Origin of the sequence: Pseudomonas peradeniyensis (assembly GCF_014268935.2) — a bacterium.
In the GTDB taxonomy this organism is placed as follows: Bacteria; Pseudomonadota; Gammaproteobacteria; order Pseudomonadales; family Pseudomonadaceae; genus Aquipseudomonas; species Aquipseudomonas peradeniyensis.
Genome location: NZ_JABWRJ020000005.1, coordinates 341780 through 368209, shown reverse-complemented (window position 1 = coordinate 368209; position 26430 = coordinate 341780). Strand labels below are relative to the sequence as shown.

Annotated in this window: 21 protein-coding genes; 14 read left to right on the top strand and 7 right to left on the bottom strand. The window is 64.8% G+C overall.

All coding sequences use genetic code 11. From position 1 onward, the window contains the following. Window positions 1–79 precede the first annotated feature (79 nt). Together smc and HU751_RS25830 are read right to left on the bottom strand one after the other, a co-directional pair. Window positions 80–3568 (bottom strand): chromosome segregation protein SMC, encoded by a 3489-nt coding sequence (gene smc, locus HU751_RS25835; protein ID WP_186732899.1) that lies wholly within the window; start codon window positions 3566–3568, stop codon window positions 80–82. Window positions 3569–3571: 3 nt separating this feature from the next. Next, window positions 3572–4231: a GntR family transcriptional regulator gene (locus HU751_RS25830; RefSeq protein ID WP_050706590.1), complete on the bottom strand. Its 660-nt coding sequence runs from the start codon at window positions 4229–4231 to the stop codon at window positions 3572–3574. Between the two features lie 272 nt (window positions 4232–4503). Between HU751_RS25830 and xdhA the strand changes: the two genes are divergently transcribed. From xdhA to guaD, 4 genes are all read left to right on the top strand, one after another. Continuing rightward, the gene (gene xdhA, locus HU751_RS25825; protein WP_186732900.1) at window positions 4504–5958 is read left to right on the top strand and encodes a xanthine dehydrogenase small subunit; all 1455 of its coding nucleotides are present in this window, start codon (window positions 4504–4506) and stop codon (window positions 5956–5958) included. After that, window positions 5951–8350, top strand: a complete 2400-nt coding sequence (gene xdhB / locus HU751_RS25820) for a xanthine dehydrogenase molybdopterin binding subunit (RefSeq protein WP_186732901.1) — start codon at window positions 5951–5953, stop codon at window positions 8348–8350. The genes xdhA and xdhB overlap by 8 nt, the downstream gene beginning before the upstream one ends. 94 nt (window positions 8351–8444) lie before the next feature. Further along, entirely contained in the window at window positions 8445–9290 is an 846-nt protein-coding gene (gene xdhC, locus HU751_RS25815) for a xanthine dehydrogenase accessory protein XdhC (RefSeq protein ID WP_186732902.1), read from the top strand. A 10-nt stretch (window positions 9291–9300) separates the two neighbouring features. Then, entirely contained in the window at window positions 9301–10605 is a 1305-nt protein-coding gene (gene guaD / locus HU751_RS25810) for a guanine deaminase (protein ID WP_186732903.1), read from the top strand. 47 nt (window positions 10606–10652) lie between these two features. On the opposite strand, the gene aqpZ is transcribed toward guaD, so the two are convergent. Together aqpZ and HU751_RS25800 are read right to left on the bottom strand one after the other, a co-directional pair. Next, window positions 10653–11351 (bottom strand): aquaporin Z, encoded by a 699-nt coding sequence (gene aqpZ, locus HU751_RS25805; RefSeq protein ID WP_050706595.1) that lies wholly within the window; start codon window positions 11349–11351, stop codon window positions 10653–10655. 149 nt (window positions 11352–11500) lie between these two features. Continuing rightward, window positions 11501–12256 carry a GntR family transcriptional regulator gene (locus tag HU751_RS25800; protein ID WP_186732904.1) on the bottom strand — a complete coding sequence of 252 codons (756 nt, stop codon included), beginning with the start codon at window positions 12254–12256 and terminating at the stop codon, window positions 11501–11503. Between the two features lie 359 nt (window positions 12257–12615). Between HU751_RS25800 and HU751_RS25795 the strand changes: the two genes are divergently transcribed. After that, a complete protein-coding gene (locus HU751_RS25795; RefSeq protein ID WP_186715595.1) occupies window positions 12616–13965 on the top strand; it encodes a solute carrier family 23 protein in 1350 nt (449 codons plus the stop codon). A 333-nt stretch (window positions 13966–14298) separates the two neighbouring features. On the opposite strand, the gene uraH is transcribed toward HU751_RS25795, so the two are convergent. Beyond that, a complete protein-coding gene (uraH, locus tag HU751_RS25790; protein WP_028692847.1) occupies window positions 14299–14652 on the bottom strand; it encodes a hydroxyisourate hydrolase in 354 nt (117 codons plus the stop codon). A gap of 378 nt (window positions 14653–15030) precedes the next feature. Here uraH and puuE point away from each other — a divergent pair, with 378 nt between their 5' ends. The 7 genes from puuE to HU751_RS25755 all read left to right on the top strand — a co-directional run bounded on the left by puuE (window position 15031) and on the right by HU751_RS25755 (window position 22009). Continuing rightward, window positions 15031–15957, top strand: a complete 927-nt coding sequence (gene puuE, locus HU751_RS25785) for an allantoinase PuuE (RefSeq protein WP_028692846.1) — start codon at window positions 15031–15033, stop codon at window positions 15955–15957. Beyond that, window positions 15957–16472, top strand: coding sequence for a 2-oxo-4-hydroxy-4-carboxy-5-ureidoimidazoline decarboxylase (gene uraD, locus HU751_RS25780; RefSeq protein ID WP_186732905.1), 516 nt, complete (start codon window positions 15957–15959; stop codon window positions 16470–16472). The genes puuE and uraD overlap by 1 nt, the downstream gene beginning before the upstream one ends. A 47-nt stretch (window positions 16473–16519) precedes the next feature. Continuing rightward, the gene (locus tag HU751_RS25775; RefSeq protein WP_050706598.1) at window positions 16520–17023 is read left to right on the top strand and encodes an ureidoglycolate lyase; all 504 of its coding nucleotides are present in this window, start codon (window positions 16520–16522) and stop codon (window positions 17021–17023) included. A 56-nt stretch (window positions 17024–17079) separates the two neighbouring features. Continuing rightward, window positions 17080–18399, top strand: a complete 1320-nt coding sequence (locus HU751_RS25770; protein ID WP_186732906.1) for a urate hydroxylase PuuD — start codon at window positions 17080–17082, stop codon at window positions 18397–18399. 194 nt (window positions 18400–18593) lie between these two features. Beyond that, complete coding sequence (locus HU751_RS25765) at window positions 18594–19949, top strand: nucleobase:cation symporter-2 family protein (protein ID WP_186600395.1); 1356 nt, start codon at window positions 18594–18596, stop codon at window positions 19947–19949. Window positions 19950–20090: 141 nt separating this feature from the next. Then, the gene (locus HU751_RS25760) at window positions 20091–20876 is read left to right on the top strand and encodes an outer membrane protein OmpK (protein WP_023629830.1); all 786 of its coding nucleotides are present in this window, start codon (window positions 20091–20093) and stop codon (window positions 20874–20876) included. Between the two features lie 350 nt (window positions 20877–21226). Then, window positions 21227–22009: an outer membrane protein OmpK gene (locus tag HU751_RS25755; RefSeq protein WP_186732907.1), complete on the top strand. Its 783-nt coding sequence runs from the start codon at window positions 21227–21229 to the stop codon at window positions 22007–22009. A 110-nt stretch (window positions 22010–22119) separates the two neighbouring features. On the opposite strand, the gene HU751_RS25750 is transcribed toward HU751_RS25755, so the two are convergent. Then, the gene (locus HU751_RS25750) at window positions 22120–23034 is read right to left on the bottom strand and encodes a DUF808 domain-containing protein (protein WP_186732908.1); all 915 of its coding nucleotides are present in this window, start codon (window positions 23032–23034) and stop codon (window positions 22120–22122) included. 133 nt (window positions 23035–23167) lie between these two features. Between HU751_RS25750 and HU751_RS25745 the strand changes: the two genes are divergently transcribed. Then, complete coding sequence (locus tag HU751_RS25745; RefSeq protein ID WP_102684647.1) at window positions 23168–23779, top strand: TetR/AcrR family transcriptional regulator; 612 nt, start codon at window positions 23168–23170, stop codon at window positions 23777–23779. A 124-nt stretch (window positions 23780–23903) separates the two neighbouring features. Here HU751_RS25745 and HU751_RS25740 read toward each other — a convergent pair whose 3' ends face one another. Then, window positions 23904–24344, bottom strand: coding sequence for a GlcG/HbpS family heme-binding protein (locus tag HU751_RS25740; RefSeq protein WP_186732909.1), 441 nt, complete (start codon window positions 24342–24344; stop codon window positions 23904–23906). Between the two features lie 257 nt (window positions 24345–24601). Between HU751_RS25740 and gcl the strand changes: the two genes are divergently transcribed. Next, window positions 24602–26377 (top strand): glyoxylate carboligase, encoded by a 1776-nt coding sequence (gcl, locus tag HU751_RS25735; protein WP_186732910.1) that lies wholly within the window; start codon window positions 24602–24604, stop codon window positions 26375–26377. The last annotated feature ends 53 nt before the right edge of the window (window positions 26378–26430 follow it).

The following is a 26430-nucleotide window of genomic DNA, read 5'->3' as shown; positions in this document are numbered from 1 at the left end:
CACGACCAAAGGCAACTTTACACCGTCTGTCGCGTCTGCTGAGGCTTTTGCCTACATGTTCACACCCTTTCTTTACCCCTTACGCATCGACCATGGCCATCGCCTCTTCCACATCAACTGCTACAAGACGTGAACAGCCCGGCTCGTGCATGGTCACCCCCATCAGCTGGTCGGCCATTTCCATGGCGATCTTGTTGTGGGTGATGTAGATGAACTGCACGGTCTCGCTCATTTCCTTCACCAAACGGGCATAGCGCCCTACGTTGGCGTCGTCCAGCGGCGCGTCGACCTCGTCGAGCATGCAGAACGGCGCCGGGTTCAGCTTGAAGATGGCGAACACCAGGGCCAGGGCCGTCAGTGCCTTCTCGCCGCCGGACAGCAGATGGATAGTGCTGTTCTTCTTGCCCGGCGGGCGCGCCATGATCGTCACCCCTGTATCGAGTAGATCTTCGCCCGTCAGTTCCAGATAAGCGCTGCCGCCACCGAAAACTTTTGGGAAAAGTGCCTGTAATCCGGCATTTATCTGATCAAAGGTATCCTTGAAGCGGTTGCGGGTTTCCTTGTCGATCTTGCGGATGACGTTTTCCAGGGTCTCCAGCGCCTCGACCAGGTCGGCGTCCTGGGCGTCCAGGTAACGCTTGCGCTCGGACTGCTGTTCGTATTCCTCGATGGCCGCCAGGTTGATCGCGCCCAGGCGCTGGATGCGCGCCTCGAGCTGCTCCAGGGCCTGCTCGGTGCCCTGCTCGCTGGCGTCGGCCTCGAGCGTGGCGAGCACGCCCTGAAGATCGTAGCCGTCGGCGAGCAGTTGTTCCTGCAAGGTCTTGCGTCGCACGTCCAGGCCCTGGGACTCCAGGCGCTGCTGTTCCAGCTGGCCGCGCAGCAATTGCGACTGCTGCTCGGCCTGGGTGCGACGCCGTTCGGCATCGCGCAGCTCACGGTCGGCCTCGTCCATGTGCAGGCGCGCCTGGCGCATTTCCTCGTCGACGCTCATGCGTCGTTCCAGCAGCTCTTCGAGCTTGAGGCGCAATTCTTCCAGCGGCGCCTCGCCCTCCTCCAGGTTCAGGTTCAACTGCTCCTGGCGCTCGCCCAGGCGCGCGGCCTGCTGTTCCAGGCGTTCGAGGGCCTGGCGCGTCGAGTCGTGCTGGGCGCGCAGCGAGCCCAGGCGCACGGCCAGCTGGTGAGCGTGGTCCTTGTGCTGGCGGGCTTCCTGGCGGATGCGGTCGAGGCCTTCGCGCAGGGTGTCGCGGCGCGCCATCAGCAGCTCGCGCTGCTCGGTGTCCTGGGCCATCAGTTCCAGGGCTTCCTGCAGCAACAGGCGCGCCTCGCCCAACTGCTCGTGCTCCAGGGCGCGCTGCTCCTGCAGCTCGGCCAGTTCTTCCTGCAGGCGGCGGCGGCGCAGCTCCAGCTGTTCGGCACGAGCGCGGCCGGCAGACAGGCGCGCCTTGAGCTCGCCGTGCTGACGGCTTTCGTCCTGGCTGCGACGGCGCAACTGCTCGCGCAGCTCTTCCAGGTCAAGCTGCTGCTCGCGCAGGCGTTGCAACTGCTCGTCGAGTTGCTCGAGCAAGGCCTCCTGCTCCAGCTGCTCCTGCCCCAGCCGCTCGATCTCCTGGCCCCGGGCCAGTACGCCACCTTGGGCCTCGCCACCGCGGCTGACCCGCAGGAAGTGCCGCCCGACCCAATAGCCGTCGCGGCTGACCAGACTCTGCCCAGCGCCCAGCGAGGCCCGCCGGGCCAGGGCCTGCTCCAGGGTGTCCACCGGCATGACCTGGCCCAGCCAGGGCGACAGGTCGACGCGTCCTTCTACTTTGTCTAGCAGGCTGCCGGCGACGGCCGTGCCCTCTCCCCCCGCCATCAGCAGGCGCAGCTCGCCCTGCTCCAGCGCGGCGAACTCCAGGCCGGTGAAGTCATCCAGCAGCACCGCCTGCAGATCGGCGCCCAGCACCGTTTCCACCGCCAGCTCCCAGCCGGGCTCGACCCGCAGCCCCTCGGCCAGCCGTGGGCGCTGTTCCAGGCCCTGGGCGCGCAGCCAGTCGGCGGCCCCGACACCCGGCTCCAGCGCGGCCTGCTGCAAGGCTTCGAGGGACGCCAGGCGCCCGCCCAGGCGCTGCAGGTCACCCTGCTGCTGTTGCTGCGCCTGGCTGGCCTGCTGCATCTGCTCGCGCAACGTTTCCAGCTGCTCGACCACCTGTTGCTCCTGCAACTGGAGGTCTTCGAGCAGCAACTCGCTGCCGGCCAGCTGTTCGCCCAGGTCGCTGGTCTCGGTATCCTGCGTATCCTCGCCGAGCTGGTCACGCTCTTCACCCAGCTTGCGCTGGCGCTCGGCCAGGCGTTCCAGGCTGGCCTCCAGCTGAGCCAGGCGCGCCTGCTGCACCTCGGCCTGGCGGCGCGGCTCGGCGGAGCGGGTGTTGAAGCTGTCCCACTGCTCCTGCCAGCCGTGCATGCCCAGCTCGGCCTCCTCCAGGGTCGCGGCGGCCTCCTCGGCCGCGGCCAGGGTCAGTTCCTGCTCGGGTTCGAGCATCGCCAGCTCTTCACCCAGGGTCGCCAGCAAGGTGCGGTCGTGCCCCAGGTGCGATTCGGTTTCCAGGCGGCTGCGTTCGGCCTCCTTGAGGTCGTCCTGCAACTGGCGCAGGCGCTGCTGGCCGTGCTGGATGCTCTGCTCGACCCGGGCGATATCGCCGGCCACCGAATAGAAGCGGCCCTGCACCTGGTTGAAGCGTTCGGACAGCTCATGATGGCCGTCGCGCAGGCGCTCGATGCTGGCATCGGCGTTGCGCTGCTCGGCCACCAGCGCCTCGAAGGCGATCTCCTGGTCGCCGATGACCGTCTCGCGCTGGCGCACCCGCTGGTCCAGGTCGCGCCAGCGCAGGGCCGCCAGGCGCGCCTTGAGCTGGCGCTCCTCGGCCTTGTACTCGCGGTACTTCTCGGCGGCCTGGGCCTGGCGGTGCAGGCGCTCGAGCTGGCGTTCCAGCTCTTCACGCAGGTCGGTCAGGCGCGCCAGGTTCTCCTGGGTGCGGCGGATGCGGTTCTCGGTCTCGCGGCGGCGCTCCTTGTACTTGGAGATGCCTGCCGCCTCCTCGATGAAGTTGCGCAGCTCCTCGGGCTTGGCCTCGATCAGCTTGGAGATCATGCCCTGCTCGATGATCGAGTAGCTGCGAGGCCCCAGGCCCGTGCCGAGGAAGATATCGGTGATATCACGGCGCCGGCACTTGGTGCCGTTGAGGTAATAAGTATTCTGCCCGTCGCGGGTGACCTTGCGACGGATCGAGATCTCGGCGTAGGCGGCATACTCGCCGACCAGCGAGTTGTCGCTGTTGTCGAACACCAGCTCGATGCTGGCCTGGCTGACCGGCTTGCGGCTGGTGGAGCCGTTGAAGATGACATCGGTCATCGACTCGCCGCGCAGGTTCTTGGCCGAGCTTTCGCCCATCACCCAGCGCACCGCGTCGATGATGTTGGACTTGCCGCAGCCATTGGGGCCGACCACGGCCGCCATGTTGCTGGGGAAGTTGACCGTGGTCGGGTCGACGAAGGACTTGAACCCGGCCAGGCGGATGCACTTCAGGCGCATCGGTCAGACCCGCGCCAGCGCCGCCAGCACCAGTTCGCAACTGCGCTGGCAATAGGCGGTGAGCACCTCGCGGATGCGCGGCAGGTCGCGGGCGACCACGGCTTCGAGCAGGCGGGCGAACAGCTCGAGGTAATCGACCATGTTGGCCTGGCGCTGGTCCAGGGCCAGGTAGTAGGCGCGGCTCATGGCCGGCTGCAGGTTCTCGACGGTTTCCTGCAGGTACGGGTTGTTGGCAAACGGATAGGCGGCGCGCATCACCGCGAAGCTGTCGCCGACGAAGGCCTTGATGTCCTTGGCGGCGTGGGCCTGCTTGAGGCGCTGCTGGATGTCCAGGAACGGGCGCAGGTCGCTGTCGCTGCGCCAATGCTGGGCAACGGCGTTGCCCAGCAGGATGTAGAACTCGCCCATCAGGGTGCACAGGCTGCGCACGCTGTTCTCGTCCAGCTCGGTCACATGGGCGCCGCGGCGCGGCAGGATCGCCACCAGGTGACGGCGTTCGAGGATGAGCAGCGCCTCGCGCACCGAGCCGCGGCTGACGTTGAGGGCCTGGGTGACCTTCTGCTCCTGGATGCGCTCGCCGGGTGCGAGTTCGCCGCGGATGATCCGCTCGGCCAGGTAGTGGGCAATTTGCTCGGAGAGGCTGTCCGGCGCCTTGAACGTCATGGTTTTCCTTCGCGATCTGGGTAGCTGTGCACAAGGGCGCGATTGTAGCGCACTTGTCCCGTGCCCGCGCAGCGGCGCGACGCGCTTTGTGCGACTGGCGGGTCAACTTTCCCACTCGGCGCGAACTATGCTTGGAGAAAGGCTCGATGAAGCGGTTCGGAAGGCCTCTGGGCGAAATCTTGACCTTTGAGTCAGAAAATTATTGACCTCAGGGTCAAGCGTTGCTTAGAGTCCGCCCGAACAACAATAAAACCATTGCGAGGCCCTCCCCCGTGATCCAGTTTCTCGTCAACCAGGAGCTGCGCAACGAGCATGCCCTGGACCCGAACATGACGGTGCTGCAATACCTGCGCGAGCACCTGGGCAAACCCGGCACCAAGGAAGGCTGCGCCAGCGGCGACTGCGGCGCCTGCACCGTGGTCGTCGGCGAACTCGTCGAGGACGACCAGGGCGGCGACGCTATCCGCTACCGCAGCCTCAACTCGTGCCTGACGTTCGTGTCCTCCCTGCACGGCAAGCAGCTGATCAGCGTCGAGGGCCTCAAGCACCAGGGCGAACTTCACAGCGTGCAGAAAGCCATGGCCGACTGCCATGGTTCGCAGTGCGGCTTCTGCACCCCCGGTTTCGTCATGTCGCTGTTCGCCCTGCAGAAGAACAGCGAGGGCCACGACCTGCACCAGGCCCAGGAGGCCCTGGCCGGCAACCTGTGCCGCTGCACCGGCTACCGGCCGATCCTCGAAGCCGCCGAGCAGAGCTGCGCCCGCCCCTGTCGCGACCAGTTCGACGCCCAGCAGGCGCAGACCATCGCCCGCCTCAAGGCCATCGCCCCGCAGCAGACCGGCGAGCTCAACAGCGGCGACAAGCGCTGCCTGGTGCCGCTGACCGTGGCCGACCTGGCCGACCTGTACAGCTCGCACCCCGAGGCGCGCCTGCTGGCCGGCGGCACCGACCTGGCGCTGGAGGTCACCCAGTTCCACCGCACCCTGCCGGTGATGATCTACGTCGGCCATGTCGCCGAGCTCAAGCGTATCGACAAGACCGCCACCCACCTGGAGATCGGCGCCGCCACCCCGCTGACCGACTGCTACACCGCGCTCAACGAGGAATACCCCGACTTCGGCGACCTGCTGCACCGCTTCGCCTCGCTGCAGATCCGCAACCAGGGCACCCTGGGCGGCAACATCGGCAACGCCTCGCCGATCGGCGACTCGCCGCCCCTGCTGATCGCCCTGGACGCGCAGATCGTCCTGCGCCAGGGCGAGCGCCAGCGCACCCTGGCCCTGGAAGACTACTTCATCGACTACCGCATCACCGCGCGCCAGGACAGCGAGTTCATCGAGAAGATCATCGTGCCACGCGCCAGCAACGACTGGACGTTCCGCGCCTATAAAGTGTCCAAGCGCCTGGACGACGATATCTCCGCCGTGTGCGCGGCATTCAACCTGAGCATCGAGAACGGCGTGGTCAGCGGCGTACGCATCGCCTTCGGCGGCATGGCGGCGATCCCCAAACGCGCCCGCGCCTGCGAGGCCGCGTTGCGCGGCAAACCGTGGAACCAGGCCAGCGTCGAGCGCGCCTGCCAGGCCCTGGCCGAGGACTTCACCCCGCTCAGCGACTTCCGCGCCAGCCGCGAGTACCGCCTGCTGACCGCGCAGAACCTGCTGCGCAAGTACTTCATCGAACTGCAAACGCCGCACATCGAAACCCGGGTGACCGCCTATGTCTAACCATCACGCCGTCAAGAGCCAGGCCGAGATGGCCGCACTGTTCAGCCAGGACCTGACCACCGGGGTCGGCCGCAGCCTCAAGCACGACAGCGCCGACAAGCACGTGGCGGGCGAGGCGGTGTACATCGACGACCGCCTGGAATTCCCCAACCAGCTGCACGTCTACGCGCGCACCGCGGACCGTGCCCACGCGCGCATCCTGCGCATCGACACCACGCCCTGCTACCAGTTCGAAGGCGTGCGCATCGCCATCACCCACGAGGACATCCCGGGGCTCAAGGACATCGGCCCGGTGGTGGCCGGCGACCCGCTGCTGGCCATCGACAAGGTCGAGTTCTTCGGCCAGCCGGTGCTCGCCGTGGCCGCCCGTGACCTGGACACCGCCCGCCGTGCGGCGATGGCGGCGATCGTCGAATACGAAGACCTGGAACCGGTGCTCGATGTGGTCGAGGCGCTGCGCAAGAAACACTTCGTGCTCGACAGCCACACCCACAAGCGCGGTGATTCGGACGCGGCCCTGGCCAGTGCCCCGCACCGTATCCAGGGCAGCCTGCACATCGGCGGCCAGGAGCACTTCTACCTGGAGACCCAGATCAGCTCGGTGATGCCCAGCGAAGACGGCGGCATGATCGTCTACTGCTCCACGCAGAACCCCACCGAGGTGCAGAAGCTGGTCGCCGAGGTGCTCGACGTGCCGATGCACAAGATCGTCGTCGACATGCGCCGCATGGGTGGCGGCTTCGGCGGCAAGGAAACCCAGGCCGCCAGCCCCGCCTGCCTGTGCGCGGTGATCGCACGCCTGACCGGCCAGCCGACCAAGATGCGCCTGCCCCGTGTCGAAGACATGATGATGACCGGCAAGCGCCATCCGTTCTACGTCGAGTACGACGTCGGCTTCGACGACAGCGGCCGCCTGCACGGCATCAATTTCGACCTGGCCGGCAACTGCGGCTACTCGCCCGACCTGTCCGGCTCGATCGTCGACCGCGCCATGTTCCACTCCGACAACGCCTACTACCTGGGCGACGCCACGGTGCACGGCCACCGCTGCAAGACCAACACCGCGTCCAACACCGCCTACCGCGGCTTTGGCGGCCCACAAGGCATGGTTGCCATCGAACAGGTGATGGACCATATCGCCCGCCATCTGGCGCTGGACCCGCTGGCGGTGCGCAAGGCCAACTACTACGGCAAGACCGAGCGCAACGTCACCCACTACTACCAGACCGTCGAGCACAACATGCTCGAGGAGATGACCGCCGAGATCGAGGCGAGCAGCGACTACCACGAGCGCCGCGAATCGATCCGCCGCTTCAACGCCAACAGCCCGGTACTGAAAAAGGGCCTGGCGCTGACCCCGGTGAAATTCGGCATCTCGTTCACCGCCACCTTCCTCAACCAGGCCGGTGCCTTGATCCACATCTATACCGACGGCAGCATCCACCTCAACCACGGCGGCACCGAGATGGGCCAGGGCCTGAACACCAAGGTCGCGCAGGTGGTGGCCCAGGTGTTCCAGGTCGACTTCAACCGTATCCAGATCACCGCCACCAACACCGACAAGGTACCCAACACCTCGCCGACCGCGGCTTCCAGCGGCGCCGACCTGAACGGCAAGGCGGCGCAGAACGCCGCCGAGATACTCAAGAAGCGCCTGACCGAGTTCGCTGCCCGGCACTACAACGTCACCGAGGAAGACGTCGAGTTCCGCAACGGCCATGTGCGCGTGCGCGACCAGATCGTCAGCTTCGAGCAACTGGTGCAGCAGGCCTACTTCGCCCAGGTGTCGCTGTCGACCACCGGTTTCTACCGCACGCCGAAGATCTTCTACGACCGCTCCCAGGCCCGCGGCCGGCCGTTCTACTACTTCGCCTTCGGCGCGGCGTGCGTGGAGGTGATCGTCGACACCCTGACCGGCGAGTACAAGATGCTGCGCGCCGACATCCTGCACGACGTCGGCGACTCGCTGAACCCGGCCATCGATATCGGCCAGGTCGAGGGCGGCTTCGTCCAGGGCATGGGCTGGCTGACCACCGAGGAACTGGTGTGGAACGCCAAGGGCAAGTTGATGACCAACGGCCCGGCCAGCTACAAGATCCCGGCGGTGGCCGACATGCCGATCGACATGCGCGTCAAGCTGGTGGAGAACCGCAAGAACCCCGAGGACACGGTGTTCCATTCCAAGGCCGTGGGCGAGCCGCCGTTCATGCTCGGCATCGCCGCCTGGTGCGCGATCAAGGACGCGGTGGCGAGCATCGCCGACTACCGCGTGCAGCCGAACATCGACGCGCCGTCGACGCCTGAGCGGGTGCTGTGGGGGTGCGAGCAGATGCGCAAGGCGGTGGCTGCGACACAGCCTGTGGAGCAGGAGCTGGAAAGCCTCCATCAGTGACAGTCCCCGTGGGAGCGGGCTTGCCCCGCGATGGGGCGACAATCATCGCGGGACAAGCCCGCTCCCACGCCAGAACTTGCCGAGGATTCACACCATGCACCAATGGATCAACGCCCTCGCCGACCATCAAGCCCGCGGCGAACCCTGCGTCCTGGTGACCATCATCGAGGAACGCGGCTCCACGCCGCGCAATGCCGGCTCGAAAATGGTGGTCAGCGCCAGCGCGCTGTACGACACCATCGGCGGCGGCCACCTGGAGTTCAAGGCCCTGCACATCGCCCGGCAGATGCTCGAGGAACACCGCAGCACCCCGCACCTGGAGCGCTTCAGCCTTGGCGCCAGCCTCGGCCAGTGCTGCGGCGGCGCCACCGTGCTGCTGTTCGAGCCGATGACCGGCGTGCAGGCCGAGATCGCCGTGTTCGGCGCGGGCCATGTCGGCCGCGCTCTGGTACCCTTGCTCGCCGCGCTGCCCTGCCGGGTGCGCTGGATCGACTCGCGCGAGCAGGAGTTCCCCGATGTCATCCCCAACGGGGTGAGCCGGATCGTCAGCGAAGAGCCGGTCGACGAAGTCGCCGACCTGCCCGCCGGCAGCTATTGCATCGTCATGACCCACAACCACCAGCTGGACCTGGAACTGACCGCCGCGATCCTCAAGCGCAACGATTTCACCTGGTTCGGCCTGATCGGTTCGAAGACCAAGCGGGTCAAGTTCGAGTACCGCCTGCGCGAGCGCGGTTTCGACGACGCGCTGATGGCGCGGATGCGCTGCCCGATGGGCCTGGCCGAGGTCAAGGGCAAGCTGCCGATCGAGATCGCCGTGTCCATCGCCGCCGAGATCATTGCCACCTACAACGCCTGCTTCGGCCAGCACGACGCTGCCGCCAACTCAGGCCCCATCGCCCAGTTGCTGCCGTCCTCGCGACGCAGCCAGACACTTTGACGAGAGCCCCATGAGCGCAACCCGCAAAGCCTACCGAGCCGCCATCCTGCACAGCATCGCCGACCCCGCCGAGGTCGGCCTGGAGGCGTCCTGCGAATATTATGAAGACGGCCTGCTGGTGGTCGACAACGGCCGCATCAGCGCCCTAGGCCATGCCAGCGAGCTGCTGCCGACCCTCGACGCCGACATCCCGGTGCAGCACTACCCGGACGCCCTGATCACCCCGGGTTTCATCGACACCCACATCCACTTCCCGCAGACCGGCATGATCGGCTCCTACGGCGAGCAACTGCTGGACTGGCTGAACACCTACACCTTCCCCTGCGAGAAGCAGTTCGCCGACAAGGCCCACGCCGACCAGGTGGCGAAGATCTTCCTCAAGGAACTGCTGCGCAACGGCACCACCACCGCCCTGGTGTTCGGCAGCGTGCACCCGGAGTCGGTCAACGCCCTGTTCGAGGAGGCCGAGCGCCTTGACCTGCGCATGATCGCCGGCAAGGTGATGATGGACCGCAACGCCCCCGACTATCTGACCGACACCGCCGAATCCAGCTACCGCGACAGCAAGGCGCTGATCGAACGCTGGCACGGCAAGGGCCGCCTGCACTATGCGGTCACCCCGCGCTTCGCGCCGACCAGCACGCCGGAGCAATTGAGCGTGGCCGGCCAGTTGCTCAAGGAGCACCCGGGCGTGTACATGCACACCCACCTGTCGGAGAACCTCAAGGAAATCGACTGGGTCAAGTCGCTGTTCCCCGAGCAGAAAGGCTACCTGGACGTCTACGACCACTTCGAGCTGCTCGGCGAGCGCTCGGTGTTCGCCCACGGCGTGCACCTGTGCGACAACGAGTGCCAGCGCCTGGCCGAGACCGGCTCGGCCATCGCCTTCTGCCCGACCTCCAACCTGTTCCTCGGCAGCGGCCTGTTCAACCTGCCCCAGGCCGAGCGTTTCAAGGTCAACGTGGGCCTGGGCACCGACGTCGGCGCCGGCACCAGTTTCTCGCTGCTCAACACCCTGAACGAGGCGTACAAGGTGATGCAGCTGCAAGGCGCGCGCCTGCACCCGTACAAGTCGCTGTACCTGGCCACCCTCGGCGGCGCCCGCGCCCTGCGCCTGGACGACCGCATCGGCAGCCTGCGCCCGGGCAATGACGCCGATTTCGTGGTGCTCGACTACAAGGCCACGCCACTGCTGGACTACCGCCTGCAGCAGTCGAAGAACATCGAGGAGACCTTGTTCGTGCTCACCACCCTGGGCGACGACCGCACCGTGCGCGAGACCTACGCCGCCGGGCGCTGCGTGCACCAGCGCTGACAAGATCGCGGGGCCCCGTGGGAGCGGGCTTGCCCCGCGATAGGCGGCTAGGGCTGCTTCGCCAACCCGCGGTACAAAGCCCCGCCAATCGCCGCGCCGATCAGCGGTGCCACCCAGAACAGCCATAGCTGCTGCACGGCCCAGCCACCGACGAACAACGCCGGCCCCGTGCTGCGCGCCGGATTCACCGAAGTATTGGTTACCGGGATCGAGATCAGGTGAATCAAGGTCAGCGCCAGGCCGATGGCGATCGGCGCGAACCCCGCCGGCGCCCGGGCATCCGTGGCGCCCATGATGATCACCAGGAACATCGCGGTCATCACCACTTCGCTGGTAAAGCCTGCCGCCAAGGTGTAGCCACCGGGCGAGTGCTCGCCGTAGCCGTTGGAGGCCAAGCCGTTGGCCAACTCGAAACCGGCCTTGCCGCTGGCGATGAAGTAGATCACCGCCGCGGCGAGGATCGCGCCGATCACCTGGGCGATCACATAGGGCAGCAATTCCTTGGCTGGGAAGCGTCCACCCACCACCAGACCGAACGACACGGCGGGGTTGAGATGGCAACCGGAGATATGACCGATGGCGAAGGCCATGGTCAGGACCGTCAGGCCGAAGGCGAAGGCGACACCGAGGACACCGATGCCGACCGGGGAGCTTGCGGCCAGCACCGCGCTGCCGCACCCGCCAAGGACCAACCAGAACGTGCCGACCAACTCGGCACCCATGCGCACACCCAGGGACGAACTCATGGAGCATTCCTCAAGTAATTGGACGCAACGACTGCGCAAGCCCAACTGCTCGATGAAGGTTTGCTGAAGAGAAATCTAGCAGAGCTTTGGCCGCTGGCCAGAAACGACCAGGGGCCGCAAAGCGGCCCCTGGTTCATACAGGCAAACGATCAACCCTTGGCGCTGGCCTTGGGCTTTTTCAGCAGGTGCGAGAACACCGCGTGCAGATCGTCCGAGGCGCTCTCCTCGTCGAGGTTGAGCTTGCTGTCGATATGGTCCATGTGGTGCATCATCAGGCTCACCGCCTGCCCGGCGTCACGAGCCTCGATGGCGTCGATCAGTTGCATGTGCTCGTCGTACGAGCAGTGCGAGCGGTTGCCGCTCTCGTACTGGGCGATGATCAGCGAGGTCTGCGACACCAGGCTGCGCTGGAAACTCACCAGCGGCGCGTTGCCCGCGGCCTCGGCCAGCTTGAGGTGGAACTCGCCGGACAGGCGGATACCGGCGCCGCGGTCGCCGCGGGAGAAGCTGTCGCGCTCCTCGCGGACCATCTGGCGCAGTTCGTTGAGCTGCTCGACGGTGGCGTGCTGCACGGCCAGTTCGGTGATGGCGCGCTCGACCATGCGCCGGGAGAAGAACACCTGGCGCGCCTCTTCCACCGTCGGGCTGGCCACCACGGCGCCGCGGTTCGGCCGCAGCAGCACCACGCTTTCATGGGCCAGGCGCGACAGCGCGCGGCGGATGATGGTGCGGCTGACGCCGAAGATCTCGCCCAGTGCTTCCTCGCTCAACTTGGTGCCCGGGGCCAGGCGCTGCTCGAGGATCGCCTCGAAGATGTGCGCGTAGACGATGTCGTCCTGGGTACCACTGCGACCGGCCTTGCCAGTGCGCACAGGTTTTTTCAGAGGTTGCAGCTGTTCGTTCATGGGCGCTCGAGCACAAGGGATCTGCCAGTCGGACCGTGACTGTAATGCCCGTCGACGGGGGGATGGCAAGTCCGGAAATGAAGATGAAGGGCCAAGGTATGGCGCCATTGTACACAGGCTGACCCGTTTCTGCAGGTGGCCTTTTACCTATATAGCCGTTGTACGACCGTTTGTACGCACAAAAGATAAAACATTATTTGCTTTATTTGTACACAAAAGCATAATCCTGCGAGCAACTTCCTGACCCAGAAGTCAACAAAATGGTCGGACGTCTGCCACACCCTCCCTCGCGAAGCCCCCAAGTGCATCGGCTCAGGACCAGGCTTCGAACAACAAGAAAGACTTGAGGAGTACTCGCTGTGGAAAGCCGCAAATCCGAAGCACCTACGCTGGATCTCGCCCCACCGCTCGAATCGGGCTGGCTGGAGCGGATTTTCAAACTCAAGCGACACGGCACTACCGTCAGGACCGAACTGATCGCCGGGGTGACCACCTTCATCACCATGGCCTACATCATCTTCGTCAACCCCAACATCATGGCCGACGCCGGCATCGACCACGGTGCGGCATTCGTCGCCACCTGCATCGCCGCCGCGCTGGGTTGCCTGCTGATGGGCCTGTATGCCAACTGGCCGGTGGGCCTGGCGCCGGGCATGGGGCTCAACGCCTTCTTCACCTACACCGTGGTCGGCACCATGGGCTACAACTGGGAAACGGCGCTGGGGGCGGTATTCGTCTCGGGCGTGCTGTTCATGTTCCTGACCGTTTCGCGGGTGCGCGAGTGGCTGCTCAACAGCATCCCGGTAAGCCTGCGCCATGCCATGGGGGCCGGCGTCGGATTGTTCCTCGGGCTGATCGGCCTGAAGACCGCCGGCATCATCGTCGACAGCCCGGCCACCCTGGTCAAGCTGGGCTCGCTGCATGAGCCCGGCCCGCTGCTGGCGGCCGTGTGCTTCCTGTTGATCGCCATCCTCAGCTACAAGCGGGTGTTCGGTGCGATCCTGATCAGCATCATCGGCGTCACCCTGGCCGGCTGGGGCCTGGGCCTGGTCAAGTTCGGCGGGGTGATGTCGATGCCGCCGAGCCTGGCGCCGACCTGGATGGCCATGGACGTGGCCGGGGTGTTCAACGTCAGCATGATCAGCGTGGTGTTGGCATTCCTGTTCGTGCACATGTTCGACACCGCCGGCACGCTGATGGGCGTGGCCCAGCGTGCCAACCTGGTGGCGCCGGACGGGCGCATCGAGAACCTGTCGCGGGCGCTGAAGGCCGACAGTACCTCCAGCGTGTTCGGCGCGGTGGTCGGCGTGCCGCCGGTGACCAGCTACGTGGAAAGTGCCGCGGGCGTGGCGGCGGGTGGGCGTACCGGCCTGACGGCCGTGGTGGTCGGCCTGCTGTTCGTTGCCGCGATGTTCTTCGCCCCGCTGGCCGGGATGATCCCGGCCTATGCCACCGCTGGCGCGCTGATCTACGTGGCGATGCTGATGATGGGCAGCATGGCGCATATCGAGTGGGACGAAGCCACCGACAGCATTCCAGCGATCGTCACGGTGATCATGATGCCGCTGACCTTCTCGGTGGCGGACGGCATTGCCCTGGGCTTCATCAGCTATGTGGCGCTCAAGGCCGGGACCGGCAAGTACAAGGAGATCTCGGCGAGCCTGTGGGTGCTGTGCCTGATCTTCATTGCCAAGTTTGTATTCCTCTGACCCCACAGCAACAACCAAGGGCGCCTCGGCGCCCTTTCTTTTTGCCTGCTAATGACGATCCCCTGAGCGACCTTGCGCGGCGCAGGCCTCTCTCAAGGAAAGAATCGTAATTTATTGATTTAGCTAGACCCTGTGGGAGCGGCCTTGCGCAGCCCTTTCGCGACGCAAGGCCGCTCCCACAGGGGGACAGTTCTCTGCCCGACAGCGCAGCCCTAACGGCTGGGCAATCTCCTGCAGGGCACTCCGCGACCGAGATGTAAAAACAACAGACGAAAAAAAGCCCGCCAGTGTGAGAGCGGGCCAAGGACCTACGAAGATTCTTCTAGCGACCAACTAGCTTCCACGATAGGTCGAATAGCTGTACGGCGAAATCAGCAGCGGCACGTGGTAGTGCTCCTGCTGCTCGTCGATACCGAAGCGCAGCACGACCACGTCGAGGAACGCGGTGTCCGGTAGCTTCACGCCCTTGGCACGGTAGTAGTCACCGGCGCTGAACTGCAGTTGATAGACGCCGGTGCGGTAGTCGTCGCCCTGCAGCAACGGCGCGTCGACGCGGCCATCGCTGTTGGTCAGGGCGGTGTTCACCAGTTCCAGCTGCTGGCCTTCGACGCGGTACAGCTCGACCTTGATCGAGCTGCCCGGGCAGCCATGTGCGGCGTCCAGTACGTGTGTGGTCAAACGTCCCATTTGCTTGTCGCCTCTTGTCGTATGCGTGGGCAAAAAATACACGGCAATCACCGGGCACGGGGCCTGCGGCGTGCGGGAATGACGCCATTAAGACAGTTTAACGGTAAATTGTACACAATTTTTTATCCCCTCCCGCGCAACCTCCACAGAACAGGCCGCCAGTCGCAAAGACACGCGCCATCACGCACCCCACAGCATTAACTGACCAATCGGGCAGGTTTCTTGCAAGCCATTCTCACGCGACAAATGGGAAGAAATGCGGAAAAACAGGCTTACAAAAGATTTCAGAAGTTGTATACAATCAGCCCATCCGGTGGTGCGACATCCCGACGCGGCCCGCCCCACCCACCGCATTAACGAACAAGAAGGAAGACTGCAGTGAGCGCTGACTACCCACGCGACCTGATCGGTTACGGCAACAACCCACCTCATCCGCAATGGCCGGGGAATGCCCGCATTGCGCTGTCCTTCGTGCTCAACTACGAAGAAGGTGGCGAGCGCAACATCCTGCACGGCGACAAGGAGTCCGAAGCGTTCCTTTCCGAAATGGTCGCCGCCCAGCCGCTGCAGGGCGTGCGCAACATGAGCATGGAGTCGCTCTACGAATACGGCAGCCGCGCCGGCGTCTGGCGCCTGCTCAAGCTGTTCAAGGACAGCGGCGTGCCGCTGACCATCTTCGCCGTGGCCATGGCCGCCCAGCGCCACCCCGACGTGATCCGCGCCATGGCCGAGGCCGGCCACGAGATCTGCAGCCACGGCTACCGCTGGATCGACTACCAGTACATGGATGAAGCACAAGAGCGCGAGCACATGCTCGAGGCCATCCGCATCCTCACCGAGATCACCGGCGAGCGCCCCGTGGGCTGGTACACCGGCCGCACCGGCCCGAACACCCGGCGCCTGGTGATGGAGGAAGGCGGCTTCCTCTACGACAGCGACACCTACGACGACGACCTGCCCTACTGGGAACCGAACAACCCCACCGACAAGCCGCACCTGGTGATCCCCTACACCCTGGACACCAACGACATGCGCTTCACCCAGGTCCAGGGCTTCAACTGCGGCGAGCAGTTCTTCCAGTACCTGAAGGACGCCTTCGACGTGCTCTACGCCGAGGGCGCCGAGGCACCGAAGATGCTCTCGATCGGCCTGCACTGCCGCCTGGTCGGCCGCCCGGCGCGCCTGGCCGCGCTCAAGCGCTTCGTCGACTACGCCAAGAGCCACGAGCAGGTCTGGTTCGCCCGTCGCGCGGACATCGCCCGCCACTGGCACGCCACCCACCCGTACAAGAAAGAGAACGCCTGATGACCGCCTTCAAGACCCTCAAGCCTTCCACCCTCGAGCGCGCCGCCTTCGTCGCTGCCTTCGCCGACATCTACGAGCACTCGCCGTGGGTCGCCGAGAAAGCCTACGACCTGGGCCAGCTGGCCGAGCTGGACGAGATCGAGGCGCTGCATCAGCGCATGAGCGACATCCTGCTCAGCGCCAGCCATGCCGAGCAACTGGCACTGATCAACGCTCACCCGGACCTGGCCGGCAAGGCCGCCATCCAGGGCGAGCTGACCGAGTCGAGCACCAACGAACAGGCCGGCGCCGGCATCCACCAGTGCACCGCCGAGGAGTTCGCCCGCTTCACCGAGCTGAACGACGCCTACAAGGCCAAGTTCCAGTTCCCGTTCATCATGGCGGTCAAGGGCAGCAACCGGCACCAGATCCTCGCCGCCTTCGAAAAGCGCATCCACAACGAGCAGGATGCCGAGTTCAAGGAAGCCCTGGCGCAGATCAACCTGATCGCCCTGTTCCGCCTGCTGCAGCTGTAAGCGACAGCCGAACTTTTCAGTACAACGAACATATAAGAGAGACCCGCATGCGCACCCTGATGATCGAGCCCCTGAGCAAAGAAGCCTTCGCCCCCTTCGGTGACGTGATCGAAACCGACGGCAGCGACCACTTCATGATCAACAATGGCTCGACCATGCGCTTCCACAAGCTCGCCACGGTCGAGACCGCCGAGCCCGAGGACAAGGCGATCATCAGCATCTTCCGCGCCGACGCGCTGGACATGCCGCTGACCGTACGCATGCTGGAACGCCATCCGCTGGGCAGCCAGGCTTTCATCCCGCTGCTCGGCAACCCCTTTCTGATCGTGGTCGCGCCGGTTGGCGATGCACCTGTATCAGGCTTGGTCCGAGCCTTCCGCAGCAATGGCAGGCAGGGCGTTAATTACCATCGCGGCGTCTGGCACCACCCGGTGCTGACGATCGAAAAGCGGGATGACTTCCTGGTGGTTGATCGCAGTGGTTCCGGCAACAACTGCGATGAGCATTACTTCCCCGAGGAACAGATGTTGATCCTCAATCCCCACCAATAAGAAAAGGTCGGTCATCCAAGGTCCGCCCTGAGGGTGGCCGGCGAGAGGTACATACTGTGGAAGCACACCTTCACGAATGGCTGAACCTGAGCATTCGCTGGGTTCACATGATCACCGGTGTCGCCTGGATCGGTGCATCGTTCTACTTTGTCTGGCTGGAGAACCACCTGAACCGAAGCAACCCGCGCGATGGGTTGTCGGGTGACCTCTGGGCCATCCACGGCGGTGGTATCTACCACCTGGAGAAATACAAGCTCGCGCCGCCGAAAATGCCCGAGAACCTGCACTGGTTCAAATGGGAAGCCTACTTCACCTGGATGTCCGGGATCGCCCTGCTGTGCGTGGTGTTCTACTGGAACCCGAGCCTCTACCTGCTGGCGCCCGGCAGCACCCTGAGCGGTGCCGAAGGCGTGGCCATCGGTATCGGTTCGCTGGTTGCCGGCTGGTTCATCTACGACTTCCTGTGCGACTCGCCCCTGGGCAAGCAACCGGCCCTGCTGGGCGGCGTGCTGTTCGTGCTGATCATCGCCGCCTGCTGGGGCTTCAGCCTGGTGTTCAGCGGCCGTGGTGCCTACCTGCACACCGGCGCGATCATCGGCACCATCATGGTCGGCAACGTGTTCCGCATCATCATGCCGGCCCAGCGCCAGCTGGTGGCGGCGATCGAGAACAACCAGACCCCCGACCCGGTACTGCCGGCCAAGGGCCTGCTGCGTTCGCGCCACAACAACTACTTCACCCTGCCGGTGCTGTTCATCATGATCAGCAACCACTTCCCGAGCACCTACGGCAGCCAGTACAACTGGCTGATCCTGGCCGGGATCGCGGTGGCCGCGGTGCTGATCCGTCACTACTTCAACACCCGCCACGACAGCAACAAGTACGCCTGGACCCTGCCCGTCGGTGCCCTGGCGATGATCTGCCTGGCCTACGTGACTGGTCCCAAGCCGCTGCCGACCGCCCCGGAGCAAGCCGCCGCCAAGGTCGAGTACCAACCGCTGCCAGCCACGGCCGTCGGTGGCAAGACCGCCGCCGAGCTGCGCGCCGAGGAGGCCGCCAAGCCTGCCCAGGCACCGGTCACGGAACCTGCCCAGGCCACGGCCCAGGCGGCCACCGGCAGCTTCGACAAGATCCACACCGTCATCCAGGAACGCTGCACCGTGTGCCACTCGGCCAAGCCGACCAGCCCGCTGTTCAGCGCCGCACCTGGCGGCGTGATGTTCGACACCCCGCAGCAGATCCAGGCCCAGGCCGCGCGCATCCAGGCGCAGGCTGTCGCCAGCCAGATCATGCCGCTGGGCAACATCACCCAGATGACCGTCGAGGAGCGCAAGCTGGTCGGCGACTGGATCGCCAAAGGCGCGCAGGTCAACTGAGACACCCCACGACTGCGTGGGAGCGGGCTTGCCCCGCGATGAGGCCGGTACTCCCGGCCTCGCTTCCAAGCTCTACGTAACAAGCAAGCATCGAGCGTTCGGCTTCACGCGGGTCCCCAGCCTCCTTCACCGGAGCCTGCCACGTGAAGCCGCCCGCTTGGATCCGAGAATAAAAACAAAACTCGAGGTGCTGCATGTCCGAGTCACCCAAGGCGTACATCCCTGTTGCGCCGCCACGACAGCCCCTGCCCTTGTTCCAGCTGATCCTGGTGGGTCTGCAACACGTTCTGCTGATGTACGGGGGCGCCATCGCGGTGCCACTGATCATCGGCCAGGCGGCGGGCCTGTCCCGCGAAGAAGTCGCCTTCCTGATCAACGCCGACCTGCTGGTCGCCGGCGTTGCCACCATCATCCAATCCTTCGGTATCGGCCCCGTGGGCATCCGCATGCCCGTCATGATGGGCGCCAGCTTCGCCGCGGTCGGCAGCATGGTGGCCATGGCCGGCATGCCCGGCGTCGGCCTGCAGGGGATCTTCGGCGCGACCATCGCCGCCGGGTTCTTCGGCATGCTGATCGCGCCGTTCATGTCCAAGGTCGTGCGCTTCTTCCCGCCTCTGGTGACCGGCACGGTCATCACCTCCATCGGCCTGTCGCTGTTCCCGGTGGCGGTCAACTGGGCCGGCGGTGGCCATGAGGCCGAAGCCTTCGGCGCGCCGATCTACCTGATGGTCGCCGGCCTGGTGCTGGCGGTGATCCTGCTGATCAACCGCTTCATGCGCGGCTTCTGGGTCAATGTCTCGGTACTGGTGGGCATGGGCCTGGGCTATGTGCTCGCCGGCTCCATCGGCATGGTCGACCTGTCGGGCCTGAGCGAGGCGCCGTGGCTGCAGGTGGTCACCCCCCTGCACTTCGGCATGCCGACCTTCAGCCTGGCGCCGATCCTGTCGATGTGCCTGGTGGTGGTGATCATCTTCGTCGAGTCCACGGGCATGTTCCTCGCCCTGGGCAAGGTGACCGATCGTGAAGTCACGCCGGGCATGCTGCGACGTGGCCTGCTGTGCGACGCCGGCGCGTCGTTCATCGCCGGTTTCTTCAACACCTTCACCCACTCCTCGTTCGCCCAGAACATCGGCCTGGTGCAGATGACCGGGGTTCGCTGCCGCTACGTCACGGTAATGGCCGGCGCCCTGCTGATCCTGCTCAGCCTGCTGCCCAAGGCGGCCTTCCTGATCGCCTCGATCCCGCCCGCGGTACTGGGCGGCGCGTCCATCGCCATGTTCGGCATGGTCACCGCCACCGGGATCAAGATCCTCCAGGAAGCGGATATCTCCGACCGGCGCAACCAGCTGCTGGTCGCGGTCAGCGTCGGTTTCGGCCTGATCCCGGTGGTGCGGCCGGAGTTCTTCGCACAGATGCCACAGTGGATGGAGCCCATCACCCACAGCGGCATCGCCATGGCCACCCTCAGCGCCCTGGTGCTGAACCTGCTGTTCAACATCCTCGGCGGCGCCGACCGCGCCGCGCACAACGATGCCTGTCACCAGCATTGAGTGACCTGGGGCGGCGCCGTACCGGCCGCCCCGTTCCAACCACGCGGTAACGCTGGACCGTCGGCCCGCCGGAATGGGCCGCCCGGGGCGCTTGCGCGCCGAAAAAGCCCTTACAAAAACAATAAGTCCGGGAATCACAACATGAAGCGCATCACCACGTCCGTCCTGCTGGGCAGCAGCCTGCTGGCCACCCTCCCCGCCCACGCCGGCGAATGGCTGCAATGGCACGGCGAAAGCCTGTCCTACCTGTACGGCAAGGACTTCAAGGTCAACCCCGACATCCAGCAGACCATCACCTTCGAACATGCCAACAAGTGGAAGTACGGCGACACCTTCCTGTTCGTCGACAAGATCTTCTACAACGGCAAGGCCGACCCCGGCAAAGGCGTGACCACCTACTACGGCGAGTTCAGCCCGCGCCTGTCATTCGGCAAGATCTTCGAGCGCAACCTGGCCTTCGGTCCGATCAAGGACGTGCTGCTGGCCATGACCTACGAACGTGGCGAGGGCGACAACGAGGCCTACCTGATCGGCCCCGGCTTCGACCTCAACGTGCCCGGCTTCAACTACTTCACCCTGAACTTCTACCTGCGCAACACCGAAGGCAGCCGCCCCGGCGACAACGTCTGGCAGATCACCCCGGCCTGGTCGTACACCATCCCGGTGGGCAAGTCCGACATCCTGATCGACGGCTACATCGACTGGGTGGTCGACAACGACCAGACCCGTCGCGGCACCTACCACGCCAACCTGCAGTTCAACCCGCAGGTCAAGTACGACCTGGGCAAGGCCCTGAACCTGGGCGCCAAGCAGCTCTACGTCGGCTTCGAATACAGCTACTGGAAGGACAAGTACGGCATCGACAGCCATGGCAACGTGGACAGCAACCAGAGCGTCGCCAGCGCCCTGGTGAAGGTGCACTTCTGAAAAACTGACCGAACGCCCAAATTTGCACCACCGTGCTCCAGGACGGAGCACTTGAGGCCCGGCGCGCAAGTGAGTAATCTGCGCGCCCCCTCGATCGGGGCGGGAAGGATCCCGCCCGCGTTTGCTGACCGCTCAGTCAATGTTTCCGGGCGGTTGGCCAACGTGTTGCCAGCGTGAAATACCCATTTCATCCGTTCAGAAAGACGTCGAGCAGGATGGTTGTGCCCAACGTGGAAAAGTTGGCGCAGCTCTTGCCAAACAGCTGTGGCCAATTGAAAAAAGCTGACCAAAAAGACAAGAACAGCGCCCGAGCGCTGACAACAGATCCAATCAAGGGAGCGACACTCGCAATGCGTACCGTTAATAGCCTGATCCTCGCCGGTGGCCTGCTGGCCTGCGGCGCCAGCCAAGCCGGCGACCTGCTGCAATGGCAGAACAACAGCCTGACCTACCTGTGGGGCAAGAACTTCAAGGTCAACCCCGAGATCCAGCAGACCGTGACCTTCGAGCACGCCGATGCGTGGAAGTACGGCGACAACTTCTTCTTCTTCGACAAGATCTTCTACCAGGGCAAGAAAGACGCCAGCAATGGCCCCAACACCTACTACGGCGAGTTCAGCCCACGCCTGTCGTTCGGCAAGATCTTCGACCAGAAGCTCGAGTTCGGCCCGGTGAAGGACGTGCTGCTGGCGATGACCTACGAGTTCGGCGAGGGTGACACCGAGTCCTACCTGATCGGCCCCGGCTTCGACCTGGCCATCCCCGGCTTCGACTACTTCCAGCTGAACTTCTACCAGCGCACCACCGACGGCAGCCGTCCGGGCGACAATGTCTGGCAGATCACCCCGGTCTGGTCCTACACCATCCCCGTGGGCTCGTCCGACATCCTGATCGACGGTTTCATGGACTGGGTGGTCGACAACGACGAGAACCGTCGCGGCACCTACCAGGCGAACCTGCACTTCAACCCGCAGGTCAAGTACGACCTGGGCAAGGCGCTGCACCTGGGCGAGAAGCAGTTGTACGTGGGTATCGAGTACGACTACTGGAAGAACAAGTACGGCATCAAGGACAGCGATGCCTTTACCACCGATCAGAACACCATGAGCTTCCTGGTGAAAGTGCACTTCTGATCCTCGAGGAACCTGCCTGCGGGCAGGCCCTGGTGATCTAACTGGCGTGGGAGCGGGCTTGCCCGCGATCGCTATCGCGGGGCAAGCCCGCTCCCACGCCCCTGCGCTACTCAATGCGCAGGGCGTAGTGCCTGCCACAGCTTGCCGACGACGCTCACCACCGCCAGCACCACCGCCCCGGCGATCACCCCCGCCACACCATTGAGCAGCGCCCCGGTCAACGCCCCGCCACGCCCTTCGCTGAACGCCTCGATGGCATGATGCAGCGGCGCGATGCCGTGCACCAGGATGCCGCCGCCAACCAGGAACATCGCCGCGGTGCCGATCACCGACAGGCTCTTCATCATGTACGGCGCTGCGCGCAGGATGCCGTTACCCACCGCCTGGGCCAGGCTGGATGCCTTTTGCGTCATCCACAGCCCCAGGTCGTCGAGCTTGACGATGCCCGCCACCAGGCCATAGACACCAATGGTCATGACCAGCGCGATACCCGACAGCACGATGATCTGCTGGCTCAGCGGCGCGTCGGCCACGGTGCCCAGGGTGATGGCGATGATCTCGGCGGAGAGGATGAAATCGGTGCGCACCGCGCCCTTGATCTTGCTCTTCTCAAAGGCCACCAGGTCGACCTGCTCGTCGGCAACGGCCGCCTTGCGCGCCTCGTGCTGCGCCTCGTCCTCGGCCTTGCTGTGCAGGAACTTGTGCGCCAGCTTCTCGAAACCCTCGAAGCACAGGTAGGCGCCGCCGACCATCAGCAGCGGAATCACCGCCCAGGGAATGAACGCACTGATCAACAGCGCCGCCGGCACCAGGATCGCCTTGTTCACCAGCGAGCCCTTGGCCACTGCCCACACCACCGGGATCTCGCGCTCGGCGCGCACGCCGGTGACCTGCTGGGCGTTGAGCGCCAGGTCGTCGCCCAGCACCCCTGCGGTCTTCTTCGCCGCGACCTTGGTCATTAACGAGACATCGTCGAGTACCGTGGCGATGTCGTCGATCAATACCAGTAAGCTGCTTCCTGCCATGTCAAAATGTTTCCAGTAGGTTCGAATGGCCGGGATTCTAGCCCAAAGACGCTGCCTTGAGCGCCCGTCCGGGCGGGTGCTACCATGCCGGACCCCGTTTGCAGGGGGCCAGACAACAGGAAGACCCCTGACAATGAGCACCATTCGCGAGCGCAACAAGGAACTGATCCTGCGCGCGGCCAGTGAAGAATTCGCCGACAAGGGCTTCGCCGCCACCAAGACCAGCGATATCGCGGCCAAGGCCGGCCTGCCCAAGCCGAACGTGTACTACTACTTCAAGTCGAAGGAAAACCTCTACCGCGAGGTGCTCGAGAGCATCATCGCGCCGATCATGCAGGCCTCGACGCCGTTCAACGCCGACGGTGATCCGAAAGAGGTGCTCAGCTCGTACATCCGCTCGAAGATCCGCATCTCCCGCGACCTGCCCCACGCCTCCAAGGTGTTCGCCAGCGAGATCATGCATGGCGCGCCGCACCTGTCGCCGCGCCAGGTCGAGCAGCTCAACGAGCAGGCCCGGCACAACATCGAGTGCATCCAGCGCTGGATCGAACGCGGCCAGATCGCCCACGTCGACCCGCACCACCTGATGTTCAGCATCTGGGCGGCGACACAGACCTACGCGGATTTCGACTGGCAGATCGCCGTGGTGACCGGCAAGGCCAAGCTGGCCGACAGCGACTATGACGCGGCGGCGGAGACCATCATCCGCCTGGTGTTGAAGGGCTGCGAGCCCGAGGCGGCCTGACCGAGCCAACGGGGCTGCTGCGCAGCCCATCGCCGGTAAGCCGGCTCCCACAGGTCCTGCACAATTCCTGTGGGAGCCGGCTTGCCGGCGATGGGCCGCACAGCGGCCCTAGAGAAACTGAACCTTACGCCGCCACCCCCGCATCCGCCGTCAGCCCCACCTCTTCGATCGCACTGATCGCGCACTGCTCGTCGATATCCGACGTATCCCCGCTGATCCCGACAGCCCCCAGCACCTTGCCGTCCCGATCACGGATCAGCACCCCACCCGGCACCGGCACCACCGGCCGCTCGCCCAGCCCGTTCAGCGCGGCATAGAACGCCGGCCGCTGCTGCGAATCCAGCGCCAGCAGGCGCGAGCCCTTGCCCAGGGCCACCGCGCCCCAGGCCTTGCCGATGGCCACCTGCGGACGCAGCAGGGTGGCGCCATCCTCGCGCTGCAGCGCCAGCAGGTGCCCGCCGGCATCCAGCACCGCCACGGTCAGCGGCGCGGCGTTGATCTTGCGGCCCGCGGCCAGCGCGGCGTTCACCACGCCGACAGCGTCTTTGAGGGTCATTGCGTTCATGGAAAGGTCCTCTTCTTGTTGTGAGAAGCCCTGAGGGCAGTTGAAAACCAATAGACAGAATAGAACACAACGAAGACACGCTTTGTATACAATTATTTGACTCAATCCTGCCAAGTGCGACGAAATGCCGCCTCATCGCCTAATGACCGCTCAGTCAACGCCGCCGACGAAAATGGATTGACCTTTTGCGCCGAGCATGAATACACTCTGCCGCAACACAAGTTGTATACAATTACAAAATCGATGAGGCACAAACCATGAGCAAAATGAGAGCAATCGATGCAGCCGTTCTGGTCATGCGCCGTGAAGGTGTAGATACCGCGTTCGGCATTCCGGGGGCTGCCATCAACCCGCTGTACTCGGCCCTGAAGAAAGTCGGTGGCATCGATCACGTCCTCGCTCGCCACGTCGAAGGTGCCTCGCACATGGCCGAGGGCTACACCCGCGCCAACCCGGGCAATATCGGTGTGTGCATCGGCACCTCCGGCCCTGCCGGCACCGACATGGTCACCGGCCTGTACAGTGCCTCGGCCGACTCCATCCCGATCCTCTGCATCACTGGCCAGGCCCCGCGCGCCCGCCTGCACAAGGAAGACTTCCAGGCCGTCGACATCACCAGCATCGTCAAGCCGGTGACCAAGTGGGCGACCACCGTCCTGGAACCGGGCCAGGTGCCGTATGCCTTCCAGAAGGCCTTCTATGAAATGCGCACCGGCCGCCCGGGGCCGGTGCTGATCGACCTGCCGTTCGACGTGCAGATGGCCGAAATCGAATTCGACATCGACGCCTACGAGCCGCTGCCAGTCCACAAGCCACAAGCCAGCCGCGTACAGGCCGAGAAGGCCCTGGCCCTGCTCAATGACGCCGAGCGCCCGCTGCTGGTGGCCGGTGGCGGCATCATCAACGCCGACGCCAGCGACAAGCTGGTCGAGTTCGCCGAGCTGACCGGCGTGCCAGTTGTGCCGACCCTGATGGGCTGGGGCACCATCCCGGACGATCACCAATTGATGGTCGGCATGGTCGGCCTGCAGACCTCGCACCGCTACGGCAACGCCACCCTGCTCAAGTCCGACCTGGTGTTCGGTATCGGCAACCGCTGGGCCAACCGCCATACCGGCTCCGTCGACGTCTACACCGAAGGCCGCAAGTTCGTCCACGTGGACATCGAACCGACCCAGATCGGCCGCGTGTTCACCCCGGACCTGGGGATCGTTTCCGACGCCGGCAAGGCGCTGGACGTGTTCCTGGAAGTGGCCCGCGAGTGGAAAGCCGCCGGCAAGCTCAAGTGCCGCAAGGCCTGGCTGGAAGACTGCCAGCAGCGCAAGGCCACCCTGCAGCGCAAGACCCACTTCGACAACGTGCCGGTCAAGCCGCAGCGCGTGTACGAAGAGATGAACCAGGTATTCGGCAAGGACACCTGCTACGTCAGCACCATTGGTCTCTCGCAGATCGCCGGCGCGCAGTTCCTGCACGTGTACAAGCCACGTCATTGGATCAACTGCGGCCAGGCCGGCCCGCTGGGCTGGACCATCCCGGCCGCCCTCGGTGTGGTCAAGGCCGATCCGAAGCGCAAGGTCGTCGCGCTGTCCGGTGACTACGACTTCCAGTTCATGATCGAAGAACTGGCGGTGGGCGCGCAGTTCAACCTGCCGTACGTCCACGTGCTGGTGAACAACGCCTACCTCGGCCTGATCCGCCAGGCCCAGCGTGGTTTCGACATGGATTACTGTGTACAACTGGCCTTCGAGAACATCAACGCCACCGACGCCGCCACCTACGGTGTCGACCACGTCGCCGTGGTCGAGGGCCTGGGCTGCAAGGCCATCCGCGTGTTCGAACCGGCCGACATCGCCCCTGCCCTGCTCAAGGCGCAGAAGATGGCCGAAGAGTTCCGCGTGCCGGTGGTGGTCGAAGTGATTCTCGAGCGTGTGACCAACATTTCCATGGGCACCGAGATCAACGCGGTCAACGAGTTCGAAGACCTCGCCCTGGTCGGCAACGACGCGCCGACCGCCATCTCGCTGCTGGACTGATCGCCTGACGCCCCCGCGCCTTGCGCGGGGGTCTTCAACGCAAGGAGACGACC

What these genes read in the sequence shown, in the direction of transcription:
- smc (WP_186732899.1), bottom strand. Translation starts at nt 3,568, where the DNA reads ATGCGCCTGAAGTGCATCCGCCTGGCCGGGTTCAAGTCCTTCGTCGAC.
- HU751_RS25830 (WP_050706590.1), bottom strand. Translation starts at nt 4,231, where the DNA reads ATGACGTTCAAGGCGCCGGACAGCCTCTCCGAGCAAATTGCCCACTAC.
- xdhB (WP_186732901.1), top strand. Translation starts at nt 5,951, where the DNA reads ATGTCTAACCATCACGCCGTCAAGAGCCAGGCCGAGATGGCCGCACTG.
- xdhC (WP_186732902.1), top strand. Translation starts at nt 8,445, where the DNA reads ATGCACCAATGGATCAACGCCCTCGCCGACCATCAAGCCCGCGGCGAA.
- guaD (WP_186732903.1), top strand. Translation starts at nt 9,301, where the DNA reads ATGAGCGCAACCCGCAAAGCCTACCGAGCCGCCATCCTGCACAGCATC.
- aqpZ (WP_050706595.1), bottom strand. Translation starts at nt 11,351, where the DNA reads ATGAGTTCGTCCCTGGGTGTGCGCATGGGTGCCGAGTTGGTCGGCACG.
- HU751_RS25800 (WP_186732904.1), bottom strand. Translation starts at nt 12,256, where the DNA reads ATGAACGAACAGCTGCAACCTCTGAAAAAACCTGTGCGCACTGGCAAG.
- uraH (WP_028692847.1), bottom strand. Translation starts at nt 14,652, where the DNA reads ATGGGACGTTTGACCACACACGTACTGGACGCCGCACATGGCTGCCCG.
- uraD (WP_186732905.1), top strand. Translation starts at nt 15,957, where the DNA reads ATGACCGCCTTCAAGACCCTCAAGCCTTCCACCCTCGAGCGCGCCGCC.
- HU751_RS25775 (WP_050706598.1), top strand. Translation starts at nt 16,520, where the DNA reads ATGCGCACCCTGATGATCGAGCCCCTGAGCAAAGAAGCCTTCGCCCCC.
- HU751_RS25765 (WP_186600395.1), top strand. Translation starts at nt 18,594, where the DNA reads ATGTCCGAGTCACCCAAGGCGTACATCCCTGTTGCGCCGCCACGACAG.
- HU751_RS25760 (WP_023629830.1), top strand. Translation starts at nt 20,091, where the DNA reads ATGAAGCGCATCACCACGTCCGTCCTGCTGGGCAGCAGCCTGCTGGCC.
- HU751_RS25755 (WP_186732907.1), top strand. Translation starts at nt 21,227, where the DNA reads ATGCGTACCGTTAATAGCCTGATCCTCGCCGGTGGCCTGCTGGCCTGC.
- HU751_RS25750 (WP_186732908.1), bottom strand. Translation starts at nt 23,034, where the DNA reads ATGGCAGGAAGCAGCTTACTGGTATTGATCGACGACATCGCCACGGTA.
- HU751_RS25745 (WP_102684647.1), top strand. Translation starts at nt 23,168, where the DNA reads ATGAGCACCATTCGCGAGCGCAACAAGGAACTGATCCTGCGCGCGGCC.
- HU751_RS25740 (WP_186732909.1), bottom strand. Translation starts at nt 24,344, where the DNA reads ATGAACGCAATGACCCTCAAAGACGCTGTCGGCGTGGTGAACGCCGCG.
- gcl (WP_186732910.1), top strand. Translation starts at nt 24,602, where the DNA reads ATGAGCAAAATGAGAGCAATCGATGCAGCCGTTCTGGTCATGCGCCGT.